At 66.8% G+C, this 22,343-nt stretch carries 24 protein-coding genes and 1 tRNA gene; 9 read left to right on the top strand and 16 right to left on the bottom strand.

The genetic code is table 11. From position 1 onward, the window contains the following. Nucleotides 1–64 precede the first annotated feature (64 nt). Nucleotides 65–1,225, top strand: coding sequence for an MFS transporter (locus tag ASE22_RS00655; RefSeq protein ID WP_056356155.1), 1,161 nt, complete (start codon nt 65–67; stop codon nt 1,223–1,225). A gap of 92 nt (nt 1,226–1,317) precedes the next feature. Here the strand turns inward: ASE22_RS00655 and ASE22_RS00650 are convergent. From ASE22_RS00650 to ASE22_RS00640, 3 genes are all read right to left on the bottom strand, one after another. Continuing rightward, nucleotides 1,318–1,394, bottom strand: a tRNA-Arg gene (locus ASE22_RS00650). A gap of 65 nt (nt 1,395–1,459) precedes the next feature. Then, a complete protein-coding gene (locus tag ASE22_RS00645; protein WP_056353581.1) occupies nt 1,460–3,187 on the bottom strand; it encodes a hypothetical protein in 1,728 nt (575 codons plus the stop codon). Nucleotides 3,188–3,270: 83 nt separating this feature from the next. Beyond that, nucleotides 3,271–4,110 carry a sugar phosphate isomerase/epimerase family protein gene (locus tag ASE22_RS00640; protein ID WP_056353578.1) on the bottom strand — a complete coding sequence of 280 codons (840 nt, stop codon included), beginning with the start codon at nt 4,108–4,110 and terminating at the stop codon, nt 3,271–3,273. Nucleotides 4,111–4,508: 398 nt separating this feature from the next. Here ASE22_RS00640 and ASE22_RS27835 point away from each other — a divergent pair, with 398 nt between their 5' ends. From ASE22_RS27835 to ASE22_RS00615, 8 genes are all read left to right on the top strand, one after another. Then, complete coding sequence (locus ASE22_RS27835; protein ID WP_268801321.1) at nt 4,509–4,643, top strand: hypothetical protein; 135 nt, start codon at nt 4,509–4,511, stop codon at nt 4,641–4,643. After that, entirely contained in the window at nt 4,643–7,030 is a 2,388-nt protein-coding gene (locus tag ASE22_RS00635) for a DNA cytosine methyltransferase (protein ID WP_056356153.1), read from the top strand. Before ASE22_RS27835 ends, ASE22_RS00635 begins: the two co-directional genes overlap by 1 nt. Further along, entirely contained in the window at nt 7,027–7,260 is a 234-nt protein-coding gene (locus tag ASE22_RS00630) for a hypothetical protein (protein WP_056353575.1), read from the top strand. The genes ASE22_RS00635 and ASE22_RS00630 overlap by 4 nt, the downstream gene beginning before the upstream one ends. After that, nucleotides 7,257–7,823: a DUF1643 domain-containing protein gene (locus ASE22_RS00625; RefSeq protein ID WP_056353572.1), complete on the top strand. Its 567-nt coding sequence runs from the start codon at nt 7,257–7,259 to the stop codon at nt 7,821–7,823. Before ASE22_RS00630 ends, ASE22_RS00625 begins: the two co-directional genes overlap by 4 nt. Next, the gene (locus ASE22_RS26535; RefSeq protein WP_156397428.1) at nt 7,820–7,978 is read left to right on the top strand and encodes a hypothetical protein; all 159 of its coding nucleotides are present in this window, start codon (nt 7,820–7,822) and stop codon (nt 7,976–7,978) included. The genes ASE22_RS00625 and ASE22_RS26535 overlap by 4 nt, the downstream gene beginning before the upstream one ends. A 107-nt stretch (nt 7,979–8,085) precedes the next feature. Continuing rightward, nucleotides 8,086–8,235 carry a hypothetical protein gene (locus ASE22_RS26530; RefSeq protein WP_156397427.1) on the top strand — a complete coding sequence of 50 codons (150 nt, stop codon included), beginning with the start codon at nt 8,086–8,088 and terminating at the stop codon, nt 8,233–8,235. Beyond that, complete coding sequence (locus tag ASE22_RS00620) at nt 8,232–8,417, top strand: hypothetical protein (protein WP_056353568.1); 186 nt, start codon at nt 8,232–8,234, stop codon at nt 8,415–8,417. Before ASE22_RS26530 ends, ASE22_RS00620 begins: the two co-directional genes overlap by 4 nt. 33 nt (nt 8,418–8,450) lie before the next feature. Further along, nucleotides 8,451–8,702, top strand: a complete 252-nt coding sequence (locus ASE22_RS00615) for a hypothetical protein (RefSeq protein ID WP_056353565.1) — start codon at nt 8,451–8,453, stop codon at nt 8,700–8,702. Nucleotides 8,703–8,886: 184 nt separating this feature from the next. Here the strand turns inward: ASE22_RS00615 and ASE22_RS00610 are convergent, their stop codons facing one another. The 13 genes from ASE22_RS00610 to ASE22_RS00550 all read right to left on the bottom strand — a co-directional run bounded on the left by ASE22_RS00610 (nt 8,887) and on the right by ASE22_RS00550 (nt 22,302). Beyond that, a complete protein-coding gene (locus ASE22_RS00610) occupies nt 8,887–10,308 on the bottom strand; it encodes a hypothetical protein (protein ID WP_056353562.1) in 1,422 nt (473 codons plus the stop codon). A 6-nt stretch (nt 10,309–10,314) separates the two neighbouring features. Continuing rightward, nucleotides 10,315–10,578, bottom strand: a complete 264-nt coding sequence (locus tag ASE22_RS00605) for a hypothetical protein (RefSeq protein WP_056353558.1) — start codon at nt 10,576–10,578, stop codon at nt 10,315–10,317. After that, complete coding sequence (locus ASE22_RS00600) at nt 10,575–10,934, bottom strand: hypothetical protein (protein ID WP_056353555.1); 360 nt, start codon at nt 10,932–10,934, stop codon at nt 10,575–10,577. Before ASE22_RS00600 ends, ASE22_RS00605 begins: the two co-directional genes overlap by 4 nt. After that, nucleotides 10,931–11,188, bottom strand: coding sequence for a hypothetical protein (locus ASE22_RS00595; protein WP_056353552.1), 258 nt, complete (start codon nt 11,186–11,188; stop codon nt 10,931–10,933). Before ASE22_RS00595 ends, ASE22_RS00600 begins: the two co-directional genes overlap by 4 nt. Continuing rightward, on the bottom strand, nt 11,185–11,868 hold the full coding sequence (locus ASE22_RS00590; RefSeq protein WP_056353549.1) for a glycoside hydrolase family 19 protein: 684 nt from the start codon (nt 11,866–11,868) through the stop codon (nt 11,185–11,187). The genes ASE22_RS00595 and ASE22_RS00590 overlap by 4 nt, the downstream gene beginning before the upstream one ends. Continuing rightward, nucleotides 11,865–12,323 carry a hypothetical protein gene (locus ASE22_RS00585; protein ID WP_235536190.1) on the bottom strand — a complete coding sequence of 153 codons (459 nt, stop codon included), beginning with the start codon at nt 12,321–12,323 and terminating at the stop codon, nt 11,865–11,867. Before ASE22_RS00585 ends, ASE22_RS00590 begins: the two co-directional genes overlap by 4 nt. 194 nt (nt 12,324–12,517) lie before the next feature. Continuing rightward, on the bottom strand, nt 12,518–13,723 hold the full coding sequence (locus ASE22_RS00580) for an acyltransferase family protein (RefSeq protein ID WP_056601362.1): 1,206 nt from the start codon (nt 13,721–13,723) through the stop codon (nt 12,518–12,520). 61 nt (nt 13,724–13,784) lie between these two features. Next, nucleotides 13,785–16,526 (bottom strand): hypothetical protein, encoded by a 2,742-nt coding sequence (locus tag ASE22_RS00575; protein WP_056353539.1) that lies wholly within the window; start codon nt 16,524–16,526, stop codon nt 13,785–13,787. Continuing rightward, complete coding sequence (locus ASE22_RS00570; RefSeq protein WP_056353536.1) at nt 16,526–17,203, bottom strand: hypothetical protein; 678 nt, start codon at nt 17,201–17,203, stop codon at nt 16,526–16,528. Before ASE22_RS00570 ends, ASE22_RS00575 begins: the two co-directional genes overlap by 1 nt. Nucleotides 17,204–17,253: 50 nt before the next feature. Beyond that, on the bottom strand, nt 17,254–19,086 hold the full coding sequence (locus ASE22_RS00565) for a hypothetical protein (protein WP_082545746.1): 1,833 nt from the start codon (nt 19,084–19,086) through the stop codon (nt 17,254–17,256). Then, a complete protein-coding gene (locus ASE22_RS00560) occupies nt 19,086–19,481 on the bottom strand; it encodes a DUF6950 family protein (RefSeq protein WP_056353530.1) in 396 nt (131 codons plus the stop codon). The genes ASE22_RS00565 and ASE22_RS00560 overlap by 1 nt, the downstream gene beginning before the upstream one ends. Then, entirely contained in the window at nt 19,481–20,041 is a 561-nt protein-coding gene (locus tag ASE22_RS00555; protein ID WP_056353525.1) for a hypothetical protein, read from the bottom strand. Before ASE22_RS00555 ends, ASE22_RS00560 begins: the two co-directional genes overlap by 1 nt. After that, nucleotides 20,041–22,302 carry a tape measure protein gene (locus ASE22_RS00550; protein ID WP_162248274.1) on the bottom strand — a complete coding sequence of 754 codons (2,262 nt, stop codon included), beginning with the start codon at nt 22,300–22,302 and terminating at the stop codon, nt 20,041–20,043. Before ASE22_RS00550 ends, ASE22_RS00555 begins: the two co-directional genes overlap by 1 nt. Nucleotides 22,303–22,343: the final 41 nt, after the last annotated feature.

The raw sequence follows: 22,343 nt of genomic DNA, 5'->3' as shown, positions 1-22,343 counted from the left end.
CGGTCGTCCATCTATGCGTTCATATCGCAATTCCTCCGCCCGCCATTTTCCGATCGGAAGGTCCATGAAGTTCAATCCTCCCTTGCTCGCCCTGGCGGCCGGCGCCTTCGGCATCGGCGTGACCGAGTTCGCGCCGATGGGCCTGCTGCCCGTCATCGCGCGTGATCTCCACGTCTCGATCCCCACGGCCGGCCTGTTGATCAGCGCCTATGCGCTGGGGGTGATGTTCGGTGCGCCGCTGATGACGCTCACCACCGGTCGGGTGCCACGCCGGACGCTGCTGATCGCGCTCGCCGGCATCTTCACGGCCGGCAACCTGCTCGCCGCGGTGTCGAGCGGCTATGGCATGCTGCTCGTCGCGCGGCTGATCACCTCGCTCAACCATGGCGCCTTCTTCGGCGTCGGATCGATCGTCGCCGCCAGCCTCGTCCCGCCCGAGCGGCGGGCCGGGGCGGTCGCGGCAATGTTCATGGGCCTGACGATCGCCAATGTCGTCGGCGTACCGCTGGCGACCTGGGCGGGCGACCAGCTGGGCTGGCGCGCCTCCTTCTGGGGCATCGCCGGACTCAGCCTGCTCACCATGGCCGCGCTGCGCCTGACCCTGCCGAACCTGCCCGCGCCCGCAGGCGGCGACGCGATGGCCGAGTTGCGCGTACTGCGCCGGCCCCAGGTACTCGCGGCGCTCGGCCTGACCGTGATCGGATCGAGCGCGATGTTTACCGTCTTCACCTATGTCGCGCCGATCCTGCGCGAAGCGACCCATGCTTCGCTGGGCTTCGTCACCGCGATGTTGGTCACCTATGGCGTGGGGCTGACCGTCGGCAACTGGCTGGGCGGCAGGTTCGCGGACCGATCGGTCGACCGCACCCTGATCGTCACCCTGGCGTCGCTGGCCGCCGTGCTCGCCGCGCTGGCGGTGCTGATGCCCTATGCGGCGCCAACCGCGATCCTCGTCTTCCTATGGGGCGTGGCCAGCTTCGCGCTGGTGCCGCCGCTGCAGGTGCGGGTGATGACTGCCGCCGCCGATGCGCCGAATCTCGCCTCATCGGTAAATATCGGCGCCTTCAACCTCGGCAACGCCATCGGCGCGGCACTGGGCGGGGCGGTGATCGCCGCCGGTCTCGGCTATCCCGCGGTGGCGCTGGCCGGCGCGGCGACCTCGGTGCTCGGTCTCCTGGCGATCCTGATGGCCCGAACCGCCGAGCGGACGCCGGCAACGGCATGACCAACGTCATAGCCTGCGTTGCGACCTCACGATCGAGCCCGGGTCTTTCTCGATAGGGGAAAATGGCACCAGGACGTGGATTCGGACCGTTTTGGTGCCCCGGGAGAGACTCGAACTCCCGACCTGCGGTTTAGGAAACCGTTGCTCTGTCCTGCTGAGCTACCGGGGCACATCGACCGACGGCGCTTCTCTTATCGTGCCAAGCGCCGATGTCCAGAGAGAGCGGGCGACCGCTCAAAGCCCGACCAGCTTCAGCGCGGCGTCGAGCGTGCCCTCGAGTCCGTGGCGCGGCTCGCCCTTTCGACCGGCGAGCGGCGCCTCCTCGACGATCAGCAGGCCGTCGCCCGCTTCGACCCGGTCCTTGAACAACGGCTCGCGGCCGAGGAAATAGGGCCAGAAGGTTTCGGTCCGCGTCACCGAATAGGCGAGATCAGCCGAGAAGCCGACGAGCTGGTCCTGCCCGAAGACGCGGCCATGCTCCGCCCGCTCGACCCGAACGCCGCGCCCGCCCTTGAGCACCAGCCGCGCGGGGCCGTGGAAGACCAGATAGCGCAGTTGCAGGGTCAGCCAGGCGTTGAGCGAGAAGAGCCGCCAATGGCTGCTGATGCGGAGCGGCCGCCCGATCGGCTGCGCCACGGCGGCGAGCGCCCGGGGCTGGAGCACGCAGGCGCTCCCCTCGGGAAGGACGAGGATCACCGTCTCGGCAAAGGGGTCGCGGACCGCCGAGATCGTCGTCATCTCGCCGTCGCCCCTGATCCGGGTAAGGAAGCTGAGGCCGCTGACGAGGCTGGACAGCGGATGACGGTAATCGAGCAGCCAGCGCGTCGCCTTGGCGCCGCCGTGCGAGGTCGACTGCAGATAGTCCTGGCGCACCAGCAGTTCCTCGCCGCGTTCCAGGCGGATCGCCACCGAGGTGGTCGACGGGCCGGGCAGGGCGATGATGCCGCCACTGCCGCCCGGCACGCGCAGGCGAATGGCCGCCCGCCGCTCCGCCATGGGCGCGAGCATATGGAAGAAGAGGAGGCGGATCGCATAGGGCGTCAGGATGATCGCGAGCAGCGCCCACGCCGCCGCGACCAGGATCGAGGTGATCCCAAGCCGTTCCATCCAGAGCCGTACCCGTTCGGACCAGTTGCCCGACCACTCGGTCCGCGCCCGCTGCACGTCGGCGGCGAACGTCTGCCGCCAGGCGTCAAGCTGGGCGGCGCCAGCGGCCTGAGCCTTCGCCAACGCCACATTCGCCTGCTCCCGCGCCGCAGCCGCTTCCCGGCCGGTCCTGACCAGAAGATTATGGCGCGCGACCGCTTGGCGCGCTTCGCTGCAGGCGGCGGTCATCCGGGCTGTGAGGGCGCGATGCTCGTCATTGTCGAGCCAGGAGCGAAACCGCCAGCGCCAGCGCCGTTCGAACGTGGCCAAGGCCTCCCGCGCCGTGTCGCAGGAGCGGATGGCCTCCACGGCGACGGCGTGTTGCCGCCGCGTATCGATGGCCGCAGCGATACTCGCCTGGTCGGCAGCCGCCAGCGCGCGCGTCGCCCGCAGTCCCCCGATCTCGCGATCGAGCATCAGGATGCGCAATTCGCGCCGCTTCGCCGCGATCAGGGCATCGCTGCCCTGCAGCGCGAGCTTGAAGGTCGACGGGGCATTGCGCCCGGCCTGTTCCAGCGCGCCCTTTTCGGCCTCCGCGGCAACGATGCGCGCGTCGAGCGCAGCCATGCCCTGCCGTCGTGTCGCGGCGATCGAGGACGCTGCCCGGCGGCCGGCCGCATCGGCTTCGGCGTCCAGCCGCTCGCGGGAGAGATTCAGCGCCGCATAGCGCTGCTGCGCCTGCCGATCGCCCGCGACCTCGCGCTTGATCCAGGGCAGGGCGAAGGTCGCGAAGCCGATCGCGGCGACGAGCAGGCCATAGAGCAGCAACCGCCGCCCCAGCCAGCCGAACGCCCGCCCGATGATCTTCACCGCCATGAAGTTCTCTTAGCCGCCTCACCCGGCTTTCCGAAAGGGGAGTGCAGGCGAAAGCGAAGGGAGCGGCCGGACGGAGCCCGCGCTTATGCCGCGGCGCGCGCCGTGGCGACGCGTTCGATCAGCGCCCGTGCGGCGACCAGGGCGCTGTTGGCCCGATCGCGCGGCCCGACGCCGGCTTCGGCGGCCGCGCGCATCGGCACCTCGACGCTGATGACCGGATCGTCGCGCAGTGCCATCAGTATCTCGAACAAGGGCAACGCACCGTCGCCGGGTGGAAGCCGTGCATAGGCCGCCTCCTCGAAATAGACGGGGTTGGTCGGCGCGAGCGGTACGTCGCACAGCTGGACATAGCCGACCGTGTCCGGTTCGAGTGCGGCGACATCGGCGGCCGTTCCGCCCGAGCGGATGAGGTGCATCGTATCGAGCACGATCCGGCAATCTGGCCGACCGACATGCCGCCGCGCCGCGAGCGCGGTCGGCAGGTCGGGCGTGCTGACGCGTCCGCGGGAAAACTCGATGGCACAGTCGATGCCGGCCGCGCCAGCCATCTCGGCCAGCACGGCATATTGATCGAAGGTCCGCTCCTTGCTGGGATCGAAACTCAGGATGTTGATGCAGCGCACGCCAAGTTCCGCCATGATCGCTATGTCGCCCGCATAGGCGGTGCGCGCGTCGAGGTCGGGGCGGACGACGACGCCTTCGCCGAGCGCGAGCGTCACGCCGCGATCCCGCGTGGCGGCGATCAGTTCGCGCCTGAGCGCGCGATCGGTCCGCAGCGAATAAGGCGCATAGGCTTCGGGGTTACAGTCGAGCGGCTCGAGGATCAGCGAGACCGACGGCGCGCCGAGATCCGCCGCGAGCTCGACGAATTCCACCGGCGGCAGCGCGAAGACGGTGAGAAAGTCTATGCCGGGCCCCTTCACGCAGCACCTCTCCCTCGCTCGTCGTGGACGGCCGTCAGCCGTGCCATGCGTAAAGCAGATGGGCAGCGGGCGTCTTCAGCGATCGATTATCTACCGGGAGACCGGAAAAATACCCGGCCCGCTGCCGCACATTCGCCGCCAAGGGCGCGCGTCCCAATCCGGGAGGTAAGAAGGATGCCCGACTATCAGGACAAAACCGTGGAGCGGGTGAAGGGAATCGAACCCTCGTCGTAAGCTTGGGAAGCTTCGGAAGTGCAGCAATTCCGGGCACTTTCGAGGACGGCGCCACCGAAAATCCCGGAACGCTTGGGGAACAGGCAGGCCGGTCGGACGAGGTTTACCGCAGTTTTACCGCACCCGTCGAGCGCCCGCCGTTGGGTCTCCGGTTCGGGGGTGCAGTGAAGCACCAGCCGATCCCCGTCGAGACAGGCTCGACCCTGAGCATCCTGGATATCGACCCCGCAGAGGCCTGCAAGGGCACGGTGCTGATGGAAAGCTGCCCCTGCGCGCCTTGGTCGAAGGGCGCGCGCTGATGCTGCTGCACCCCTCATCCGACCCGCGCGTCCGCACGATCCGCCACGCCCATATGTTCTGCGGCATCGGCGCCGGCGCCAAGGGCTTCAACATGGCGAAGGCCCGCGTCGGCAACGTCACCGCCCGCTTCGTCTGCACCGGCGGCATCGACGTTGACGCGGGCGCGATCCGAGCCTTCGACAAGCTCACCGGCACGCGCGGCACGGTCCTTGATCTCTTCTCGCGCGAGCAATACATCGCCTTCCACGGTCATGAGCCGCCGGCCGGCTGGCGCGAGGCAACCCCGGCCGATGTCCGGAAAGCCCTGACCGGCGCAGACGGCAAGCGCCCCGACGTCGTCTTCCTCTCGGCGCCGTGCAAGGGCTTCTCGGGCCTGTTGTCGCAGAAGCAGTCGGGCACCGACAAATATCAGGCGCTGAATGGGCTCACCCTTCGCGGCGTCATGCTGCTGATCGAGGCGTTCAAGGACGACCCGATCCCCTGCATCCTGTTCGAGAACGTGCCCAGGATCCTGACCCGTGGGCGCGGCTTCCTCGACCAGATCTGCGCGGTCCTGCGCGGTGGCTTCTACAACGTCGCCGAGACCGTCCACGATTGCGGCGAGCTCGGCGGCCTGGCGCAGAGCCGCAAGCGCATGCTGCTGATCGCCCGCCGTCGCGACATGATCCCGAACTTCATCTACGAGCCGGAGAAGAAGCGCCTTCGCGGCGTTGGCGAGGTCATCGGCAAGCTGCCGCTGCCGGGCGATCCGGTCGCCGGCATCATGCACCGCGTGCCGATGCTCCAGTGGAAGACCTGGGTCCGCCTGGCGCTCGTGCCTGCCGGCCGCGACTGGCGCGCGCTCAACGAGTTGGCCGTGGTCGACGGCGTGCTGCGCGACTTCGGCATCATGCCCGAGCGGGCGCATCGTGATGGCGTGCTCGGCGTCATGGGCTGGGACGAGACAGCCGGGACCATCGTCGGCAACCAGCGGTCGCCGCTGCATGGTCGCCATAGCGTCGCCGATCCGCGTCCCCATGATCCGAACTGGCAGGCCGATGTCCTCGGCGTCAGGCGGTGGGAAGAGCCGACCGGCGTCGTTCCCGGGCGCAGCGGCGCGACCAACGGCGCGCACAGCGTGGCCGACCCGCGCACCAACGACATGCGGTCGGGCGGGCTCGGCGTGCTGCCATACGAGGAGCCTGCCGGCACCGTGGCGGGTGAGAGCCTGCCGACCAATGGGAAGTTCGCCGTTGCCGACCCCCGCGTCGACGGTCATCCGAAGAGCGTGCAACTCGGCGTCCGGCCGTGGGATAGGCCGTCGAGCGTCGTGAAGGGGAAGATGGACGCAGGGCAAGGGCCCTATTCCGTTGCCGACCCCCGCAAGCTCGGGAAGCCCGCGTTCAACAACGTCTTCCGCGTGATCCCGTTCGATCAGCCGACCGTCGCGGTTTCGGGTCCTGGCGCCCCGGCGGGTGGAGCGTGCGTAGCCGACCCTCGGATGGGCGACAAGGACTACACCACCACCAAATACAAGATCACGCCGTGGGAGGGGCAGAGCAGGGCGGTCATCGCCGCCAGCACGACGGGCGACGGGGCGTTCGCTGTCGCAGATCCTCGCGGAGGGCCCGATCCATCGAAGCTCCACGGCAAGCATCGGATCGAAGATTGGGACGAGCCGAGCCGCGCGGTGATCGCCGGGCGGGAGAATGGTGCGTCGGCTGTGGCGGATCCGCGTCCGGGCTATCCGGCAGGGACGCACCAAAACATCCTCGCCGTGGCGCCCTATGAGGCGCCGGCCAAGGCGGTGACCGGCGCAAAGCATGTGGCTGGCGGCGCCCTGTCGGTAGCTGATCCCCGCCCGGTCTGTCTCAACGCCCAAGGGCGCGAAGGATATGCGACCCAAGGCCACTATGGCGTCACCCCCTGGGATGCCTCATCGAACGCGGTTCCTGCCTTCGCCAAGAACAACAACGGCCCGTGGTCCGTCGCCGACCCGCGCGAGGGCCCGGCCGAGCCGCTCGCCGCTCTACCCGCGCCCGATGATCGCCTCGTCGCGCGCATTATCGCCCAGGACGGCACCTGGCATCGGCCCTTCACCACGCTCGACCTAACCGCCCTGCAGTCGATCGTCGACCCCGAGGAGATCTTCTACCGGGACGAGGAGGGGGCTTGGCACGCGCGCATGCCCTTCGGCCTCGAGAGCAAGAGCGACGCCGAGATCCGCGAATGGGTGGGCAATGCCGTGCCCAGCGACAGCGCGGCCGAGATGGCGGGCGTGATCGGCGAGGCCCTGCTGCTGGCCGAGATGGGCGAGACCTTCACCCTGTCGAGCAAGGCAATCTGGGTCGCGCCGCTGCGCGTGGCGCTGGCGGTCGACACCGATCAGGCGGCGTGGGCGTTATGACCGCCCGCTTCACCATCACCGCCAGCGGCTCCGTCGTCGAGCGCCCCGCCACGCCGGCCGAGGAGCGCGAGATCAACCTTCATTGCGCGCGGGTCTATCTCCGCGAGGCACGGGCCCGCCGGGCTCGCAGTCCGGCCTTTGCGGCGACGCTCCGGATATGGGCGGCGAATGCCCGGCGGAGGGCGGCTGCGATCGACGCGCGGCCCGTGCAGTGGGATATGTTCGCATGACGGAGCCCCTCGATCTCTTCGGCGCGCCGGTGATGCTCCGCAGCGCCGAATTCGTTACCCCGACCATCCGCCGCATCCTTTCCCGCAAGTGGGGGCCGGGACCGCGCGCGCTGGTCATCGGTTGCAACCCATCGGATGCGGGCGTCGACCGAGACGACCCGACTTCGCTGTGGTGGAACGCTTGGTTTCAGCTTTTCGGCTTCGGCGCCTACGACGCTGCGAACCTCTACCCCTTCGTGTCTCCACACCCGCGCGAATGTCGGCGGCGCGTCGAGGCGGCGTTCAGCGGCGAGTGGCACGATCGCGACGCACTGCTGGCGAACGTCGAACATATCGTCGCGCTCGCCAAGGCCGCCGATCAGGTGTTCGTCTGCTGGGGCAACATCGCGTGGGACGACTTTTGGGTCGACCATGTCGTTGAGCAGATCGCGACCGGCGTTGAGCCGTATCCGGACCTGTGGTGTTGGGGAACGACGAAATCCGGTGCGCCGATCCACCCGATGGCGCGGGGGAGGCACCGAATTGCCCGCGATCAGCAGCCGATCATGTGGCGCTCTGCATGAACCCCGCCCCCGCCATCGTCATCCAGGCCGACCGGTTCGAGCTCCTGCGCTGCCGCTGCCCGGTCTGCCTGCTGCTGGACGCGCGCTATCCGGCGGAGGGGTTCCAGCTCGCGCTGTTCCCGTATCGGCCGGCGCGGCGGGAGAGGGCGCGGTGAGGGTTAGCGAGCGCGATCTGCGTCATGACGCCGATCCAGCGAGGTTCGGATCTGCGATGCTGGCCTGTGAGGGGTTCGGGCCCGATTGCTCGCACAATGGCCGGTGCATGCGCGATGGCGACTGCTTTGCTTCGCCGCCGCATCTCGTTGCTGCCCGGATGATCGAGAGGCTGATCCCCGACGGACGCGACGGCGCGCACCTCGCCTATTTGAAGCGCGTCGCCGAGATGCTGCGCGATGAGGCCGTTCACCTTTGACCACCGACCGTAACTGGCGCCCGAACCCCGGTACCAGCGACCGCCCCAAGGACCCGAACGCGATGGTCTGGCTGCGCTTCCGGTGCGGGTATGAGCCCGGTGAGCCGCGGCGCGCGGGGCTCTACGTCTGGCGCCATCGCGGGTGGGACTTCGATATCATGGCGGCGGCGGAGGCGGATTGACCGACTCGCACGCGATGTTCAACATTCGTTCCGATGCACCGCCTCCACCTCGACGACCTCCAATATATGATGGAGCCCGCCCACTTCGCCTATCTCAAGCGGTGGCTGGAGAAGCATGGCGCGCTGATCGTCCGCCCCGACGACGTGAGGGAAGCGCACCGGTCCATGGGCAACTTCGCGTCGCGGCCGGGCCGGTGGGGCGAGGACGAGCCCTATCCTCCCTACGCCGGCACGCGGAAGCTTTTCGAGGACGCGCGGGATACGCCGCCGCCGGGCAAGCCTTGAGCGAGTTCCGGCCTATCGAGACCATCCCTCCCGATCGGCGCGACGGGCGCGAGATGCGGATCAAGACGAGCTCTGGTCGGGAGTATCTCGCCCGGTTCTTCGCGCGCAGCGGGGAATGGTGCGAGGTCGTGACGGGCGGGCAGTTGCTCGGGGTGGTCGCGTGGGCTGACGTTGACGCCGCGCCCTACGCTGCTTCCGCGACGGGCGGGACAGCGCCGATCGCGAAGCCGCAGTTGCCGCCATCCGTCGCTGCCCCGATCGCCGGCGACCCTGGCCCGTAGCCGTAATCGTCCGGGTCGAGCGTGTTCGCGGCGCCGATCAGTGCATCGGCTCGGAAACTGCCGGTGCGGACCGTGTTGCCGCTGTCGGCCGTGATGAGATCAGCATCGAAGGCCGCCGAGCCCGACAGGACGTTGTTGTGGATCTCGCTCGCTGCGGAGACAAGGGCTGCGGCAGCCGTGGAATTGACGTCCATAAAAGCGGCGGCGGTGGCCGTCTCGACGATGTTGTCGTTGAAGATCAGCTTGGAGGATCCGCCGGAGAAATTGGAGAAGATGATGGAGGCCACCGGCGCGCCCGTCGCCGGCCCCGATATGACGGAGCGGGTCACATGCACGGCGCCCCCGCTCCGCACGCGGGTCGAGAACTTTCCGTAGCACTGGTAGAGCGTGGCCTTCTGGTGGCCGTCTATGTAGGCGTTGACGAAACTCTGATTGATCGTGCCGCCGACGCCATAGCCGCTCGTCAGCGTGACCCCGAGCGAAGGCGTGCCGATCTGGCAGCGGGTAAAGACCGTGCCGTCCACGCCGAGGGTCTGACCACTCGTCGCGGGGATGAGAATGCAGTCCTCGACGATCGCGGTCGACGTCGCGCTCGCCACCGCGCCGATGCCCAGGATGGCCCCGGCCTTGGCGGTGAAGGTGCTGCGCCGCGCCTCGAAGTGCGCGTTCTCGACGTGTCCGTACGCTGACTTAGCGCAGCCTGAGGCCGTGACGCGGTCGACGAACATCTTGGCATTGCCATGCGCGGAATAGCCATCGACGCAGTCGACCACATGCACGTCATAGGCGCGGACGATGCTCTTGCCCCGATTGCCGATCCCGTTCGGCGAGGCGCCACCGACATCGTAGTTGTAATGCTGGATCGTCAGGCCGTTGCCGAAAATCCTTGTCGTCGCTTCGTCGGTGCTGGCGAACTCAAAGGCGTTGGCCGCGGCGGAGGTGTTGGCGACGGAGCCGTCCATGACGCAGCCAGGCTCGAACGTTATATCGAGAATGGATCCAGCGCCGACATTGCCGCCGGCGGTAGTGTTGCTGCGCTCCACCCAGTCGTCTGCCGTGTCGTAGGGGGTGCCGGCCTTCACCAACACGCTCCGGACAGCTGCCGCCGGAAGTGAGATGGCGCCGATCTTCTTCAGCGATTTCCACGCCTGCGCCAATGACGTCCCGTCGTTCGAATCGCTGCCATTCACCCCGTCGACATAATAGTCGTAGGAGGGCCCAAACGCCGCCGCGCCGCCCTGCCACAGGTCCATGGCAAGCCTCAGGCTCATGGACGTACCGCACAGCCAGCGCGCGCGGCGATAGACGGGATCGATGGGGATCATCGCTGCTTAGCGCTTACTGGCTGCTTCAGCCGCCTTGTCGAGCCGGTCGGACACCGACAGCACCCGCGCGTGCACCTGATCGAGAATGGTGTTCAACTGTTCGATCTGATCGGCCGCCAGCACGTCCTTGCCTTGCTCGACATTCCGCCGGACGACGTCGACGATCTCGTTCACGGCATCGACGATCGGCGCGGCTCCGGGGATGAGGCCCGAGGCGGTGACGATCTTGGCGGCACTCTGCGCCAAGCTAAGCAGGTCGTCGAAGTTCATGGCCGGGCTCCCATCGTCAGGGTCTGGAGCTTGAACGTCTCGTCCAGCGCGCGGGCGACCAGCGCGGCGCGCGCGGCGGCGTCGGTCGTGGCCTTCGCCTTGACGAGCAAGCCGGTGATCGTGGCGTTCGCGGCCTGCACCCTGGCCGCGGCCTCGCCCTTGATCACGCCGGCATTTATCAGCTCGAGCGCGACGTTGGCGGCGCTCTCATAGCCGAGCTCGGCGAGGATCAGGGCGCGGGTGCCTTCGATGACGACGGTGTCGACGACCTGCTGGACCGGCGTGTCGCCGGGGGCGGCGGGGTGCGGCGTGCAGGCGGCCAGCGCCAGCGCGGCGATGATGATCATGCGCTTCATGCGTCTACGTCCTTTACATTGACGGGGTCGGCGACCGTGCCGGCGGGATCATCCTTCGCCTTTCCGCCCGAACTCGATCCGAGCCAGAAGCCGACGGCGAGGAGGGCGAAGTTCTGCCACGTGCCGATGATGTTGCCCTTGGTGACGTCATCGGTCGAAAAGACCAGCACATGGAAGCTGACCGCCGCGAAGCAGGCCAGCACGAACGCGGAGACCGCCACGACGATGCGGAGATGGGGGATGGTCGACTTCATGATAGCAGGCCCATGATCTTCGTGAAGAGCGCCTTCACATGGTCGAGCCCGATCGACCCGCCGTTCGTGATCCGCCGCGCGCCCGCCAGGTCGCCCGCATCGATCTTCGCGACGACGCCGTTGGCGCGGTAGAACTCGCAGGCGATCAGGAGGGACAGGGCCGGCACCGCGGCGATCTCGGGATGCGTGTCGAGCCCGATGCCCAGGCGCTTGTCGAACAGCAGGTAATTGGCCTTGCCCGTGAGCTGCAGCATCCCCCGGCCGCGGTAGGCCCACCCGTCGCCGGGCTGGTCGTTGCCCATCCGGCCGCCATAGACCTTGTTGGCGATCAGTTCCGGCTTGCGGGCATAGGCAGGGGCGCTGGCGGCCGTGAAGCGGCTCGGCCAGGTGCGGACGAGCGCCTCGGCGGAATAGTTGAGGTTTTCCTCGAAGCGCTGATAGCCGCCGGTCTCGTTCGCGGTCTCGGCGAACAGCCATGCCATACGCTCGCGACTGTCCGTCACGCCATATGCCGGGAGATGGACGAGGGACGAGGTCGCGAGCGAGTTGATGACGCTCTGATCGGGCGTGGCGCCGGCCAGCGCCGACACGCGGCGCAGCAGGGCGCGCATCGTGTTCGGTCCGCCGATCCCATCGACCGTGACCCCGACGTTGCGCTGGACGGGCTTCCAATCGATCATGCGCCGGGCTTCCCGAGATCGACCGGCGGACGCCGCAGCGCGTGATAGTCAACCGGCGCCTTGCCCGTGATCTGGTCGGCGATCACTTCATGCGCCGACATTTCGGCCTGGACCTCGTTGCGGATGTCAGCGCGCTGGCGGGCGGCGATCGCTTGCAGCTCGGAATCCACCCGGTCGAGGAACCGCTCGGTGTAGAGCTTGACCAGGCGATCGGCGCCGACGGTCGCGAGCGCGCTCAACAGCGCGGCGGCCTCGCCATTGGCGCCGAGCCGCGACGTGATCGAATAGGCGATCAGCGCGACCATCGGCAGCAACAGCAGGTCGGCCACGACCAGCGGCCCCCGGATCGGAACGCCGCGCTTGATCAGCAGCGCATATTTCGCCGCCAGCCCGAACGACAGGCCGATCCAGATCCAGCCATATTTGATGAAGGCGGTTTCCAGCCAGGGGCTCACCGGCGGCCGCCCGAGAGAGAGAGTGCCGGCATTCATGCGGCCCAGCCTGAGGTGTGATGGCAATTGTTGAGCATGGCGATCCCCGAGGATTTCCCAGGACGCTATGACGCTGCGCCCATTCCGATTACCGCCGTCAAACTACCCTTGAGGAGTGGGCGGGCTACGGACGCCAGTGGGGACCAGAATGGGGGCGCTTAAGGTTTCCGCCGCCGCTCAACACGCACGGCAGCGGACACGCGATTATTGGTGCGGCCGCGCTGGAGATGGGCAACGAACCGCCGCGACCAATCGCGACAAGGTTTCTCGATGTAGCGATAGCTGATCGCCGCACAGGCGATGATGGCAGCCAGGGTCAGGAGCACGCTGATTTCTCCCACGACCCCCGGTCCAACCAGCATCTTGGTCGCCGACGTCGCCGTCCGCTCCACGCTGACAAGCTCCATTCCAAGCGGTCGCTGGATGAAGATCAGCACGTCCAGAAAGCGAGCTTCGACGAAGATATGGATCATGTAGATCGAGTAGGAAAGCAGCCCGATGGTCCGAAAGGCCGGCTTGAGCAGCAACGCGCTGACGGCGCCGCCTTGATGGGCGAAGATCAGCACGGCGCCGAGGAATATGGGCTGTGCTGCCAAGCTCCATGCTCCATCACCAGCGAGAGAGACGAACGCCACGATCCCGATCACCATCGCCGTTTCCAGGAGGGTCGCAAGCGCTCCGCGCGGGACGCGGACATGCTGGAATATCAGATAGCCCAGGCAGCCTGCGGCGAATCCATACAGGCACCGAACCTGCGCCTGCCAGCCCACGATCTGGAACAGGTGGCGAGGCTCGAGGGCGAGCGAGATCGGAGCGATGATGATGATCGCGACGAATATAAGGGCGTACCAGCGCGCGGCAAAGCAGCAGATCAGCGCGAACGCGACATAGGTCCAGAACTCCGTCGCTATGCTCCAGCTCGGCTGGTTCCAGCTCAATCCATCGGCGAAAGGCTGCATCAGAAAGATATTCGAGATGATGGTGCCGGGCGTCCGAACGCCGGTGAACGCATGCCGCGCCCCGACGAGGCTGGGGACGATCAACGCGAGACATTCGAGGGCGACGAACGCGGCCAGCACCACGATATGGAGAGGGTAGATGCGACCAAGCCGAAGCAGCAGGAAGTGGCTCGGGGGATATCCTTCGCGGAGGCGACTGCCGTAGCCGGCGGCAATCACGAAACCGCTCAAAACGAAGAAGAAATCGACGAAAAGCCAGCCATTCTTAATGATGGACAGGCTGCCGATGTACGATGTCGTCCCCAGGTGGAACAGAGCCACGATGCAGGCGAACAATCCCCGGAAGCTATCCAGAACGACGAAGCGATCCGGAGCGCCTGTGCGCTGATGTCGACCCTGCATCATGCACTGATAGGAGGTCGTTTCGCCCGTGTCGACTTCGGGTAACTGCTGATCCGCGCCGACATCAATAGACGGTGACGATGCTTCCCATGGTCCTGCCCAGCTTGGTCGCGGCGGCGTAATCGATCACGCCGCCGGCACTGACGCCCCATTCGCCCGTGCCGGCCGATGCGCCGGGGATATAATCCTGATGCACGCGCTTCGTCAGGATCACATAGCCGTCGCTGCCGTCCAGCATGTCGCGGTGCGTCCAGCCATCAGGGCGCTCGCCGGCCGCACAGGCGACGATGGTCGATGCCCCGCTGAACCGCACGAACCGGCCCTTGGCGATCGTCGCGCCGCTACTGTTGCGCACCCGCCGTTTCGGCGCGGCGTCGGGAACCCATTCCAGCGCGATATCGACGATCGACACGGGGTTGCTCGTGATCGCTGCGTTGATCGCCGAGACGATCGTCGCGTTGCTGGCGTTGGTCAGGTCAGTCGAGAAAACGCAGTCCTGCCCGTCGATTGTCAGCGTCTTCGTGACCGACGAGCAATCCCCCAGGCGCTTGCCCAAGGTGAAATCGCCGTCGCCGATCCACTTCTCGCCCCGGCCGAGTTCGTCGACCGCGCCGAAGATCAGCGCTGCCGCATCGCCGCTCGGCTCCTCGCCCGCCGTCGTCTTGAGCACGGTCGCGCCGACCGGGTCGAACATCTGGAACGCTCCGTCATGACGCCCGCCGATCCGCCAGGCGTTGCGGTCGGACACAAGATCGGTGCGCACCTCGCCGCCGGTCGCGATGTCGAGCCGGATCAGCCGGAACTCGCAACCGATCAAGGTCAGGGAGCATATCGCCGATGGATCGATCGTTTGAAGGATCACCCCGAGCTGGTCGGGGGAAGATGTCCCGCGCATCGTCACCTGCGCGGGCTTCGTCCCGACCTCCACCGTCGGCGCCGTGCTGGTAGGGCCATTGTTGTGGAAGAAGAAGGCCGCCTGCGTCGCGGTCGGATCGAGATGCTCGCCGATGCAATCCTCGAACCGGATCTCCTCGCCAGACGAGATCCCCGATCCGAACAGCGGTCCGTTATGGCCGATCGCGCCCTGGAGCTTCACGCGCTTGAACGACTGGCGCAGGCGGATGTACTGCCCGGTTCCGTCGAGCACGTCACGATTGGCGTCATCCGAGTGAATGCAATATTCGCCCGCCGTCTCGCTGTAGATGGTGCAGTCCCGGATCTTATGGTTCTTGTGAGCCTCGATCATCGCATCCGGATCGGTGTTTTCCCGGACAATCAGGGTCCGGTCGATGCCATTGCAGCGCAGATCGACGAAGCTCGGCAGCTTGAGAAAGGTCGCGTCGAAGGTCGCGTCGTCGACCACGTCGATCAGGATGCGGTGGTGATAATGTGCCCGATCGCAGATCGGTGCCCCGTTGATGTCGGAGCCGACATAGATGGCAGAATAGGTGCTTTCCACGGCGTCGCGCAGCGTCTCGTAGGTCTCGCCATCGCCGACGCGGATCACCTCGTGCCAATGATCGCTGTCGAGATAATCCGCGATCATCTCGTCCGATACCAGGCGCTCCGGGCTGATGCCCGCCCCGGCCATCGTGGCGGAGCCATAGCTGAAGAAGTCGGACACCGCGGTCCAGTCGAACTCCATCAGGCAATACAGCCGGGTTTTCGGCGTCGCGCCGTCGCCCATGACCTTGACGATGTCGGGCAGGGTGGCGACGAAGGTGGCGAAGCCGGGCTGTGAAGCGACGCCCTTAAGCACCGAACAGACGTCGACCCCGTCCGTCAGGTCGCGAACCGTGATCCGAAGGCGGGTAGATGGCGTGGTGAAGGTCTCGACCGTCAGGACCGAGATCGCATAGTCGTGCGTCGGGTCCGCGCCGTAGAGCCACATCGACTTGACCAGCTTCCGGATCGGAATGGCGGTCACCTCCTGGGCAAAGGGGACCTTCGACAGCGACAGATCGTCGAGTGCATCGCTCACCTTTTCCTCCACGGCATCCTGGTCACCCGCCGGCATCTGCAACCGCAGCGGTTCGAGCTCGCTGGTCGCTACCGAGAGCGTTCCGGCGGTGAAGTCGGCACCGTCCTTGAAGTCGATCGTCAGCGTGCCGATTTTCTGGTCGTTCGCGACCCCGGCGAAGGCCGTGCCGCTGGCGGCTTTCAGGTCCATCTCGACCAGGCCGGTAGAACCGCCGGTGTTGACGTTGGCGCCGGACCCCGCGAGACCGATCAGGTCGACCGCAGACCCGGTCCACTTGGAGATGATGAACTGGGTCCGCTCGGCGCCGCCAGCGCCACCATGGTCGCGGAAGAGGTAGCGGACGTAGAGCGGGTCGGTCGGCAGCGTGATCGAGGGCAACAGCTTGATGCTGTGGACGCGCAGCAGGTTGGAGCCGCTCGGCGGAAGCTCCTTGTACGGCAGGACGGTCACCACCACGTCGTCGGGCGGGATCTGCGCCTGCACCGCGGCGACGACCGCGGCGTAATACCAGTCGGCCACGACCCATTCGCTGCCGCCGTCGTCCCACTGGTACACGCCATTTTCGCTGTCGGCCGGGTCGGCGTTGTTCGCATAGACATAGGCGAGTTGGCCATCGTCCTTGTCGGTGACAGCCTCCATGGCCGAAACGGTGGCGTACCGCAGCAGCCCGGAGCTGATCGACGACAAGGCCGTCTCGAGCAGCTGACCTAGCGCATAGCGGATCTCGACCTTGATCGGATCATGCGCGCCGCTGGATGGTACGCCGTCCACGGTGAAATCGCGGAACGCCGCTTCCACAGCAGCCCGAATCTGGCTGGCGCTCATCAGACGTAACTCCCTGAAAAATCCTCGACGAACCGAACGGAACCCGTTGCCCAGCGCGGCCCGGCGAGCGGCGCGCGCATCGCTCCGTCGAGGTGCATGACGCAGCGGGGATTGGTGAAATCGATCGACGTGTCCGCCTCGGTCGCTTCCCGCAGCGGCGGGTGGAACTGGATGGTGGCGGATGTAGAATCCTGCGCGAGGATGCGCCCGATCTGGTAGCAGCGATCCTTCATCGTGGCGTGGACGATGGTGAAGCGCTCGCCCCCGATCAGCGGCTCGGCAAGGCTGTGGCTGATCGCGATCTGGGTCGCGCGCAACGCGGCGCCGGCCGTCAGCGCTCCGTCCGCGCCCGAATAGAGCGTTGCGTCGGAAAAAGGGCTGCCATCGCTATGCGGGACCAACACAGACGGGGCGCGCGGCTGATGCCGGGCATCGCAGGCCGGGAAGACGAACGGATCGATCCCGCCGTGCAGCGCCGACTTGAAGGCCCGCCACAGCATCACGCGATCGCGCGTGTAGAGATCGGCGCTGCCGAGATCGGCCGACCAGCTGCCGCCGCCGTCGGTCGCGATCATGTCCTCGGACCCGTTGAGCGCCACCCCGCCGGAGATCGTCGACAGGTCGATGTCGAAGTCCTTCGACTTGAACGGGAAGCGCCATGTGGGGAAGACCAGCATGGGCGGACGATGCTGCGCAGGCCCCCCGGAAGGCTACGGACGCCAGTTCGTCAGGTGATATAGGTCGTGTCGACCGTCACCGTCGCCGACCATGGCGATATCTGCCCGCCGCCGGTCCCGAACGAAGCCTGCACGTTGACCATCGAATCGACGGGGACCAGGCCCACGAGCAGTTCGACGCTCGTGCTCGCGTCGATATCGCTATAGCTCGCCTCGTTCCAGATCGCGTCGGTCGACTTCTTCCACCGCGCATACCATGTCAGGTCGGGTCGGTCGGGAGCGGCGATCGCGACAAGGATCTGTGCCGACAGGCCGTCCCCGGTGAGGGCTGGGCTCGCCGACGTGATCTCCGGGGCCTCGAGCGGCTCAAGCGCGACGCGGTCGCCCTTCGCGGCCGGCTCACCTTCCTCGGTCGCGGCATTCCACGCATCGATGTTCGGATCGGCCGCTGCCCAGGTGAAGGTGACGCCGCCGGTCGCCATGTTGCGCGTCACCGCCGTGATCTCTGCCGGGCCCGAATAGAAGGTCGTCCCCGCCTCGGTCAGGTCGAGGTTGATGAAGCGCTGGCCCCGCACGATGCGGCCGGCGACGTTGGTCGTGACCGTGCCGCGGTAGAGCGCATTGACCCGCGACATCTTGCGCTTGGCGAGGCGCCGTACCTGGCCCCATGACGGCACCTGGGGGTCGAGGCTGTCGGAAAGCACCTGACCCCGGTCGACGATATCCTCTTCGTCGCGCCATGCGTCGCATTCGACCGTGTTGTAGTCATGGTCGGCCGATATGTAGGAACAGATTATCTCGTTGACGGCCTGGTCGTCGTCGACGCCAACGCCCTGCCAGTCATAGGCGACGATATGCTCGGGCCCGATCGACACGGTCGGTTCGTAATATTTCCCGGCGTAGACGATCAGGGCACCATCGCTGCGCGGTGCTATCCACCCGTCGCAGGTCGACAGCAGGCCCGCGACGACCTGCGCATGCGCGTCGGTGTGCTTGTGGGCGACGGAGGACCGGTAGCGATCTTCGGTGCCGCCGGCCTTGAGGTCGACCGCCTCCTCGCAGATATCGGCCGCAGCCTGCCAGAATGCGATCGTCGGCGCGAACTTGGTCGCGAAATCCTCGCCCTCGCGGACCAGCTTGTAATGCATCAGCTGGCGGATCGGATTGTACGTCCAGGTCCACCCGCTTTCGTCGGTCGGATCCTCGGCATAGGGGTCGGGACATTTCTGCCACTGCGCCGCGATCGAAGGGGAGGGGATGTTGTTCGGGTAGACGTCGAGGAAGTTCTTCGACTTCACCGGCGACGACAGCAGCGCGATCAGGGCGACGCCATCCCCCCGGTGGTCGCTGGTCCAGATGGTCGGGAGAGCGGCTATGACGGCGGCGAAAGGGGTTCCGGGCGACACGCCCATCGTCTCGTAGAAGCTGATCGCACCGTCCTTGTAGCGCCCGTCGGTGCCCTCGTTCACGACGTTCCCGGTCAAGGTGATCGCGTCGTCGCCGAGATAACGCTGCACGATCTGGTCGATCTCGCCGTCGTGAACGGCGTGCACGTCGATCGCCGTGCCGTCATAGGCCGTCTCGTAGAGGATGATCGCGCCGTACAGGCGGCTGATGCCATAGCCGCTGATCCGGGGTGGTCGGGGGAGTTTGACGGTTGTTGTTGTCGTGTCTGGCTTCGGAGCCGATGGTCCGAGGCCAAGAGCCGTGGCGGTCGCCTGCACGGCATAAGCGGTTGCGGCCAATGCGAGAGCGCTCGTGGCAGCGAGCGTTGTCCCCCCGATGGTCGCGCCGGCAGCGGCAGCCGTTGCAAGACCGCCGCTGAGAATGGTCAATCCGACAGCTGCCCCGATCGCGATGATGACGCCTACCGTCCTACCCATCAGGGCCTCCAAATCCGAATGATGGACGCCGGATCGACGGAACCTATCGCGAGCCCGCGCCCGCCCGGCACGAAGGCCCACCGCCGCCCGGTGAAGACCGCCCCGGCCTCCTCACCGCCGATCATGATCACACCGATATCGCCGGCCTGGGGGTCGCTCACTTCGCGGATGCCGGCATCCTCCATGCCCATGGCGAAGAGAGCCGTGAGGCCGCCGGCTTCGGTGATGCGCTCCTCGGCTTCGGCATCGGTTCCATAGGTGCCGCGCCAGCGCGCCATGGGATCAGGGCGGCCACATGCTACCGCCCATTCGGCCGGCATGGCGCAGCAGTCCCAGATGCCCGGCTCGCGGCGGCGCGCGCCCTGTTCGGAAAGCCATTCGCCAAGGTCCGCCATCAGTCGTTCGGCCCGAAACGACGCGACGTGCCCGCCGTGATGCCGGCGACGTTGCTGAAAATCGCATCGTCGGCCGATCGGCGGCGCTGGTCGGCGTCGGTGAAGAAAGCGAGAGTGGCGCGCGCCCGGCGGGTCGATCCCTGGACGATCGTCAGGGTAATCGAGCGCGTCGTCTTTCCGTTCTGCGACCGGGGCCGGCTGATCGATAGCGAGCGGGCTTCGAACACATTCTCCCATTCGATCGCGTCGAGCTGCCAGTCCTGGTCGAACTGGACCGTGCCGACATCGACCCTGGCGCCGCGAACGCTGGGTGCGTCTTCCAAGGCGAGCCGGACCGTATCGTCGTCGACGCCCGACACGACGAAATCGAGGCGCTCCGCCGTCCCGCCGATGAGTTGCTGGAAATCCGGAACGCTGATCAGCTGCCCGCCACCCAGCGCGATAGCTGGCGCCGGGATGATGGCATCGGCCGGAACGGCAAGCGGCCCGAGCCCCGACCACAGCAGCGCGGGCGGATCGCAATCGATCCGGACGACGACGCTTTCGCGGTAGATCGTCATCAGACGCCGTCGCGCTGATATTGGAGGATGCGCGAAGGCACGCCCTTGATGACGGCCTGGCCCATTTGGCCGGAAGCCTGCACGGCCTGCTGCCCGGACAGCTCGAGGATGTCGCGCGCAAAACCCTCGGGGGTGACGCTGTTGCGCGCGTCAATGGTGATCTGCTGCACGACCGTGGAGCCGCCGCCCGGCCGCCCCAGCGTCTTCGATCCGATATTGAGACTTTCGCCGCGGCTCACGTTCGCGATCGGTCGCCCGTTGAGCGACAGCGTGTTGCGGTCCGTGCCACCCCGGCCACCCAACATCATCGATCCGCCCGATGCGAAGCCGAAAATACCCCCGATCGCGCCGATAATGGAACCGCCGACGCCACCACCGGCTGCCCCCATGAAGGCATTCAGCAACGGCGCGATCAGCTGCTGTTCGATGAAGGAATTGATGATGGCCGCGAGGATGGGGTTCTTGATGCCGAGCGCCTTCTGCGCCGCCGACGAAATGGTGTCGCGCACAGATTCCAGTTCGCCGATGACGGCTTCCTCTACCGCATCGTTGGCGCGGTCGGGATTCGACAGGTCGCGGCGATAGCGCTGCAATGGTGATTCGTAGCGCTGGTCGATGCCCTGCTGCTCTGCCGTCTGAATGCGATCGAGCATCGCGAGACGGTCACGGGCCCGCTGTTCATCCGCCTTAGTATAGCCGTTCTTCGCGGTGATGGCGGCAAGCGAGGCCCGCTCCTCCTCAAAGGCGAGATCCAGCAGACGGCGTTCGATCGCATGGCGCTCCTCGCGCGTGCCGGCGATGTCGCCCTGCGCCTTGAGCAGGTCCTGATCGTTCTTGAGCGTGGCAACGCGAGCGTCGACTGCTTCCTTCGCGAGCTGGATGTCGCGGTCGCGGATGACCTTGGCCTGTTCGAGCGCGGCAGCCTGATCGACCAGGGCGATGATGATGGCTTTCTGGGCTCCGGTGTACCGCTTCTCGCCCTGGACGTCGGCGACCGTTGCGGCGCGCGCCTGTTCGATTCGGTCGCGCTCGATCTGCGCGCGCGCCTCGGCGTCGACGACCTCATCGCCCTTGAGGCGAAGGATCTGATCGTTGAGGGCCGCCTCCTCGCGCGCGAACGCATCCGGATCGAGCGGCGACTTCTTCGCCTTCTTGGGCTTCCCCGTCGGGCTCGTGGAGCCGCCACCGCCGCCGCCATCGCCACGGTTCTGCGCACCCTCAAGGATGCGGATCTGTCGGTTGAACTGCCGCTCCATGTCGGCGGAGGCGACGCGGGAATTGAAGCGGCCGAGAAGGTCGGTCCCGGTGCGCGGCTTGTCGTTCAGGTAGTTGTCGAAATTGCCGGTAACCGCGGCGCCGAGCGCGCCCTGCTTCGCCAGCCATCCCGAAGCCTGGTCGATCGTCAGCAGCAGGTCGCGAATCTGCGCGCGACCGTCACTGAAGATATCGCTGAACTTGATGCCCAGCGCTTCGAAAAGCGAGGAGGCCGTATCGAACATCGGTTCGAAGGCATCGGCCAGGCCTTCGATGGTGCCGCGCACGCTGATGCCGAAATCTTCCGCCTTGCGCTCGAGGTCGGCGAACCCGTCTGCGCCATCGCCCACGAAGTTCGCCAGCGCCGTCGAGAACTCGCCGCCACGATCGAACGCGCCGAACGTGATCACCGCGGCATTCCGGACGCGGGTCATCGCCTGGTCGAAGGTGACGGGAAGCTGCTTGAACTCGGAGTCGATCTGCGCCGTGAAGCGCGTATCGGTGAACGCCTTGGTCAGCGTCTGCGCCGTGAGCTCGCCCGCTTCGGCCATCTTGCGCAGCTGACCGACCGGCACCCCGAGGCTATCGGCAAGCAGGCGCGACAGACGGGGCGCCGCTTCCATGACCGAATTGAACTCGTCACCGCGCAGCACGCCGGATTGCAGCGCCTGGACGAGCTGGCGGGTGGCGCCAGATGCTTCCGCGGTTGAGGCGCCGCTGATCTTGAAGGTCTTCGATACCGTTTCGGTGGCCCGGGCTACCTGATCCTGGGTGATGCCGAGCTGTCGGGCATTCCGCTGGAAATTGCCGTAGAGCCGGCTCGTCTCTTCAAGCCCGCTCCGCGTATCGTCGGCGATGCGGCGAACGTCATCGGTCGCCTGCGCGAACGAGCCCGACGACTGGGTGGCGAGCTTGAGCTGCGCGTCGAGGTTCTTCGCCTCGTCTGCGATCTCCAGAAATGCCCGCGCGGCGGCGATCGCCGAGATGCCAGCCAGCGCGCCGGCCATGACCTTGACCGAGCGCGACACGAACGCCTCGGTCCGGCCCG

Origin of the sequence: Sphingomonas sp. Root720 (assembly GCF_001428605.1) — a bacterium.
Lineage (GTDB): Bacteria > Pseudomonadota > Alphaproteobacteria > Sphingomonadales > Sphingomonadaceae > Rhizorhabdus.
This window is presented reverse-complemented; position numbering and strand designations above follow the sequence as displayed.

What these genes read in the sequence shown, in the direction of transcription:
- ASE22_RS00565 (WP_082545746.1), bottom strand. Translation starts at nt 19,086, where the DNA reads ATGGGTAGGACGGTAGGCGTCATCATCGCGATCGGGGCAGCTGTCGGA.
- ASE22_RS26530 (WP_156397427.1), top strand. Translation starts at nt 8,086, where the DNA reads ATGCGCGATGGCGACTGCTTTGCTTCGCCGCCGCATCTCGTTGCTGCC.
- ASE22_RS00595 (WP_056353552.1), bottom strand. Translation starts at nt 11,188, where the DNA reads ATGAAGTCGACCATCCCCCATCTCCGCATCGTCGTGGCGGTCTCCGCG.
- ASE22_RS00605 (WP_056353558.1), bottom strand. Translation starts at nt 10,578, where the DNA reads ATGAACTTCGACGACCTGCTTAGCTTGGCGCAGAGTGCCGCCAAGATC.
- ASE22_RS00645 (WP_056353581.1), bottom strand. Translation starts at nt 3,187, where the DNA reads ATGGCGGTGAAGATCATCGGGCGGGCGTTCGGCTGGCTGGGGCGGCGG.
- ASE22_RS00600 (WP_056353555.1), bottom strand. Translation starts at nt 10,934, where the DNA reads ATGAAGCGCATGATCATCATCGCCGCGCTGGCGCTGGCCGCCTGCACG.
- ASE22_RS00625 (WP_056353572.1), top strand. Translation starts at nt 7,257, where the DNA reads ATGACGGAGCCCCTCGATCTCTTCGGCGCGCCGGTGATGCTCCGCAGC.
- ASE22_RS00555 (WP_056353525.1), bottom strand. Translation starts at nt 20,041, where the DNA reads ATGACGATCTACCGCGAAAGCGTCGTCGTCCGGATCGATTGCGATCCG.
- ASE22_RS00550 (WP_162248274.1), bottom strand. Translation starts at nt 22,302, where the DNA reads ATGGCCGGCGCGCTGGCTGGCATCTCGGCGATCGCCGCCGCGCGGGCA.
- ASE22_RS00635 (WP_056356153.1), top strand. Translation starts at nt 4,643, where the DNA reads ATGCTGCTGCACCCCTCATCCGACCCGCGCGTCCGCACGATCCGCCAC.
- ASE22_RS00560 (WP_056353530.1), bottom strand. Translation starts at nt 19,481, where the DNA reads ATGGCGGACCTTGGCGAATGGCTTTCCGAACAGGGCGCGCGCCGCCGC.
- ASE22_RS00590 (WP_056353549.1), bottom strand. Translation starts at nt 11,868, where the DNA reads ATGATCGATTGGAAGCCCGTCCAGCGCAACGTCGGGGTCACGGTCGAT.
- ASE22_RS00615 (WP_056353565.1), top strand. Translation starts at nt 8,451, where the DNA reads ATGCACCGCCTCCACCTCGACGACCTCCAATATATGATGGAGCCCGCC.
- ASE22_RS26535 (WP_156397428.1), top strand. Translation starts at nt 7,820, where the DNA reads ATGAACCCCGCCCCCGCCATCGTCATCCAGGCCGACCGGTTCGAGCTC.
- ASE22_RS00580 (WP_056601362.1), bottom strand. Translation starts at nt 13,723, where the DNA reads ATGATGCAGGGTCGACATCAGCGCACAGGCGCTCCGGATCGCTTCGTC.
- ASE22_RS00575 (WP_056353539.1), bottom strand. Translation starts at nt 16,526, where the DNA reads ATGAGCGCCAGCCAGATTCGGGCTGCTGTGGAAGCGGCGTTCCGCGAT.
- ASE22_RS00610 (WP_056353562.1), bottom strand. Translation starts at nt 10,308, where the DNA reads ATGATCCCCATCGATCCCGTCTATCGCCGCGCGCGCTGGCTGTGCGGT.
- ASE22_RS00630 (WP_056353575.1), top strand. Translation starts at nt 7,027, where the DNA reads ATGACCGCCCGCTTCACCATCACCGCCAGCGGCTCCGTCGTCGAGCGC.
- ASE22_RS00655 (WP_056356155.1), top strand. Translation starts at nt 65, where the DNA reads ATGAAGTTCAATCCTCCCTTGCTCGCCCTGGCGGCCGGCGCCTTCGGC.
- ASE22_RS00570 (WP_056353536.1), bottom strand. Translation starts at nt 17,203, where the DNA reads ATGCTGGTCTTCCCCACATGGCGCTTCCCGTTCAAGTCGAAGGACTTC.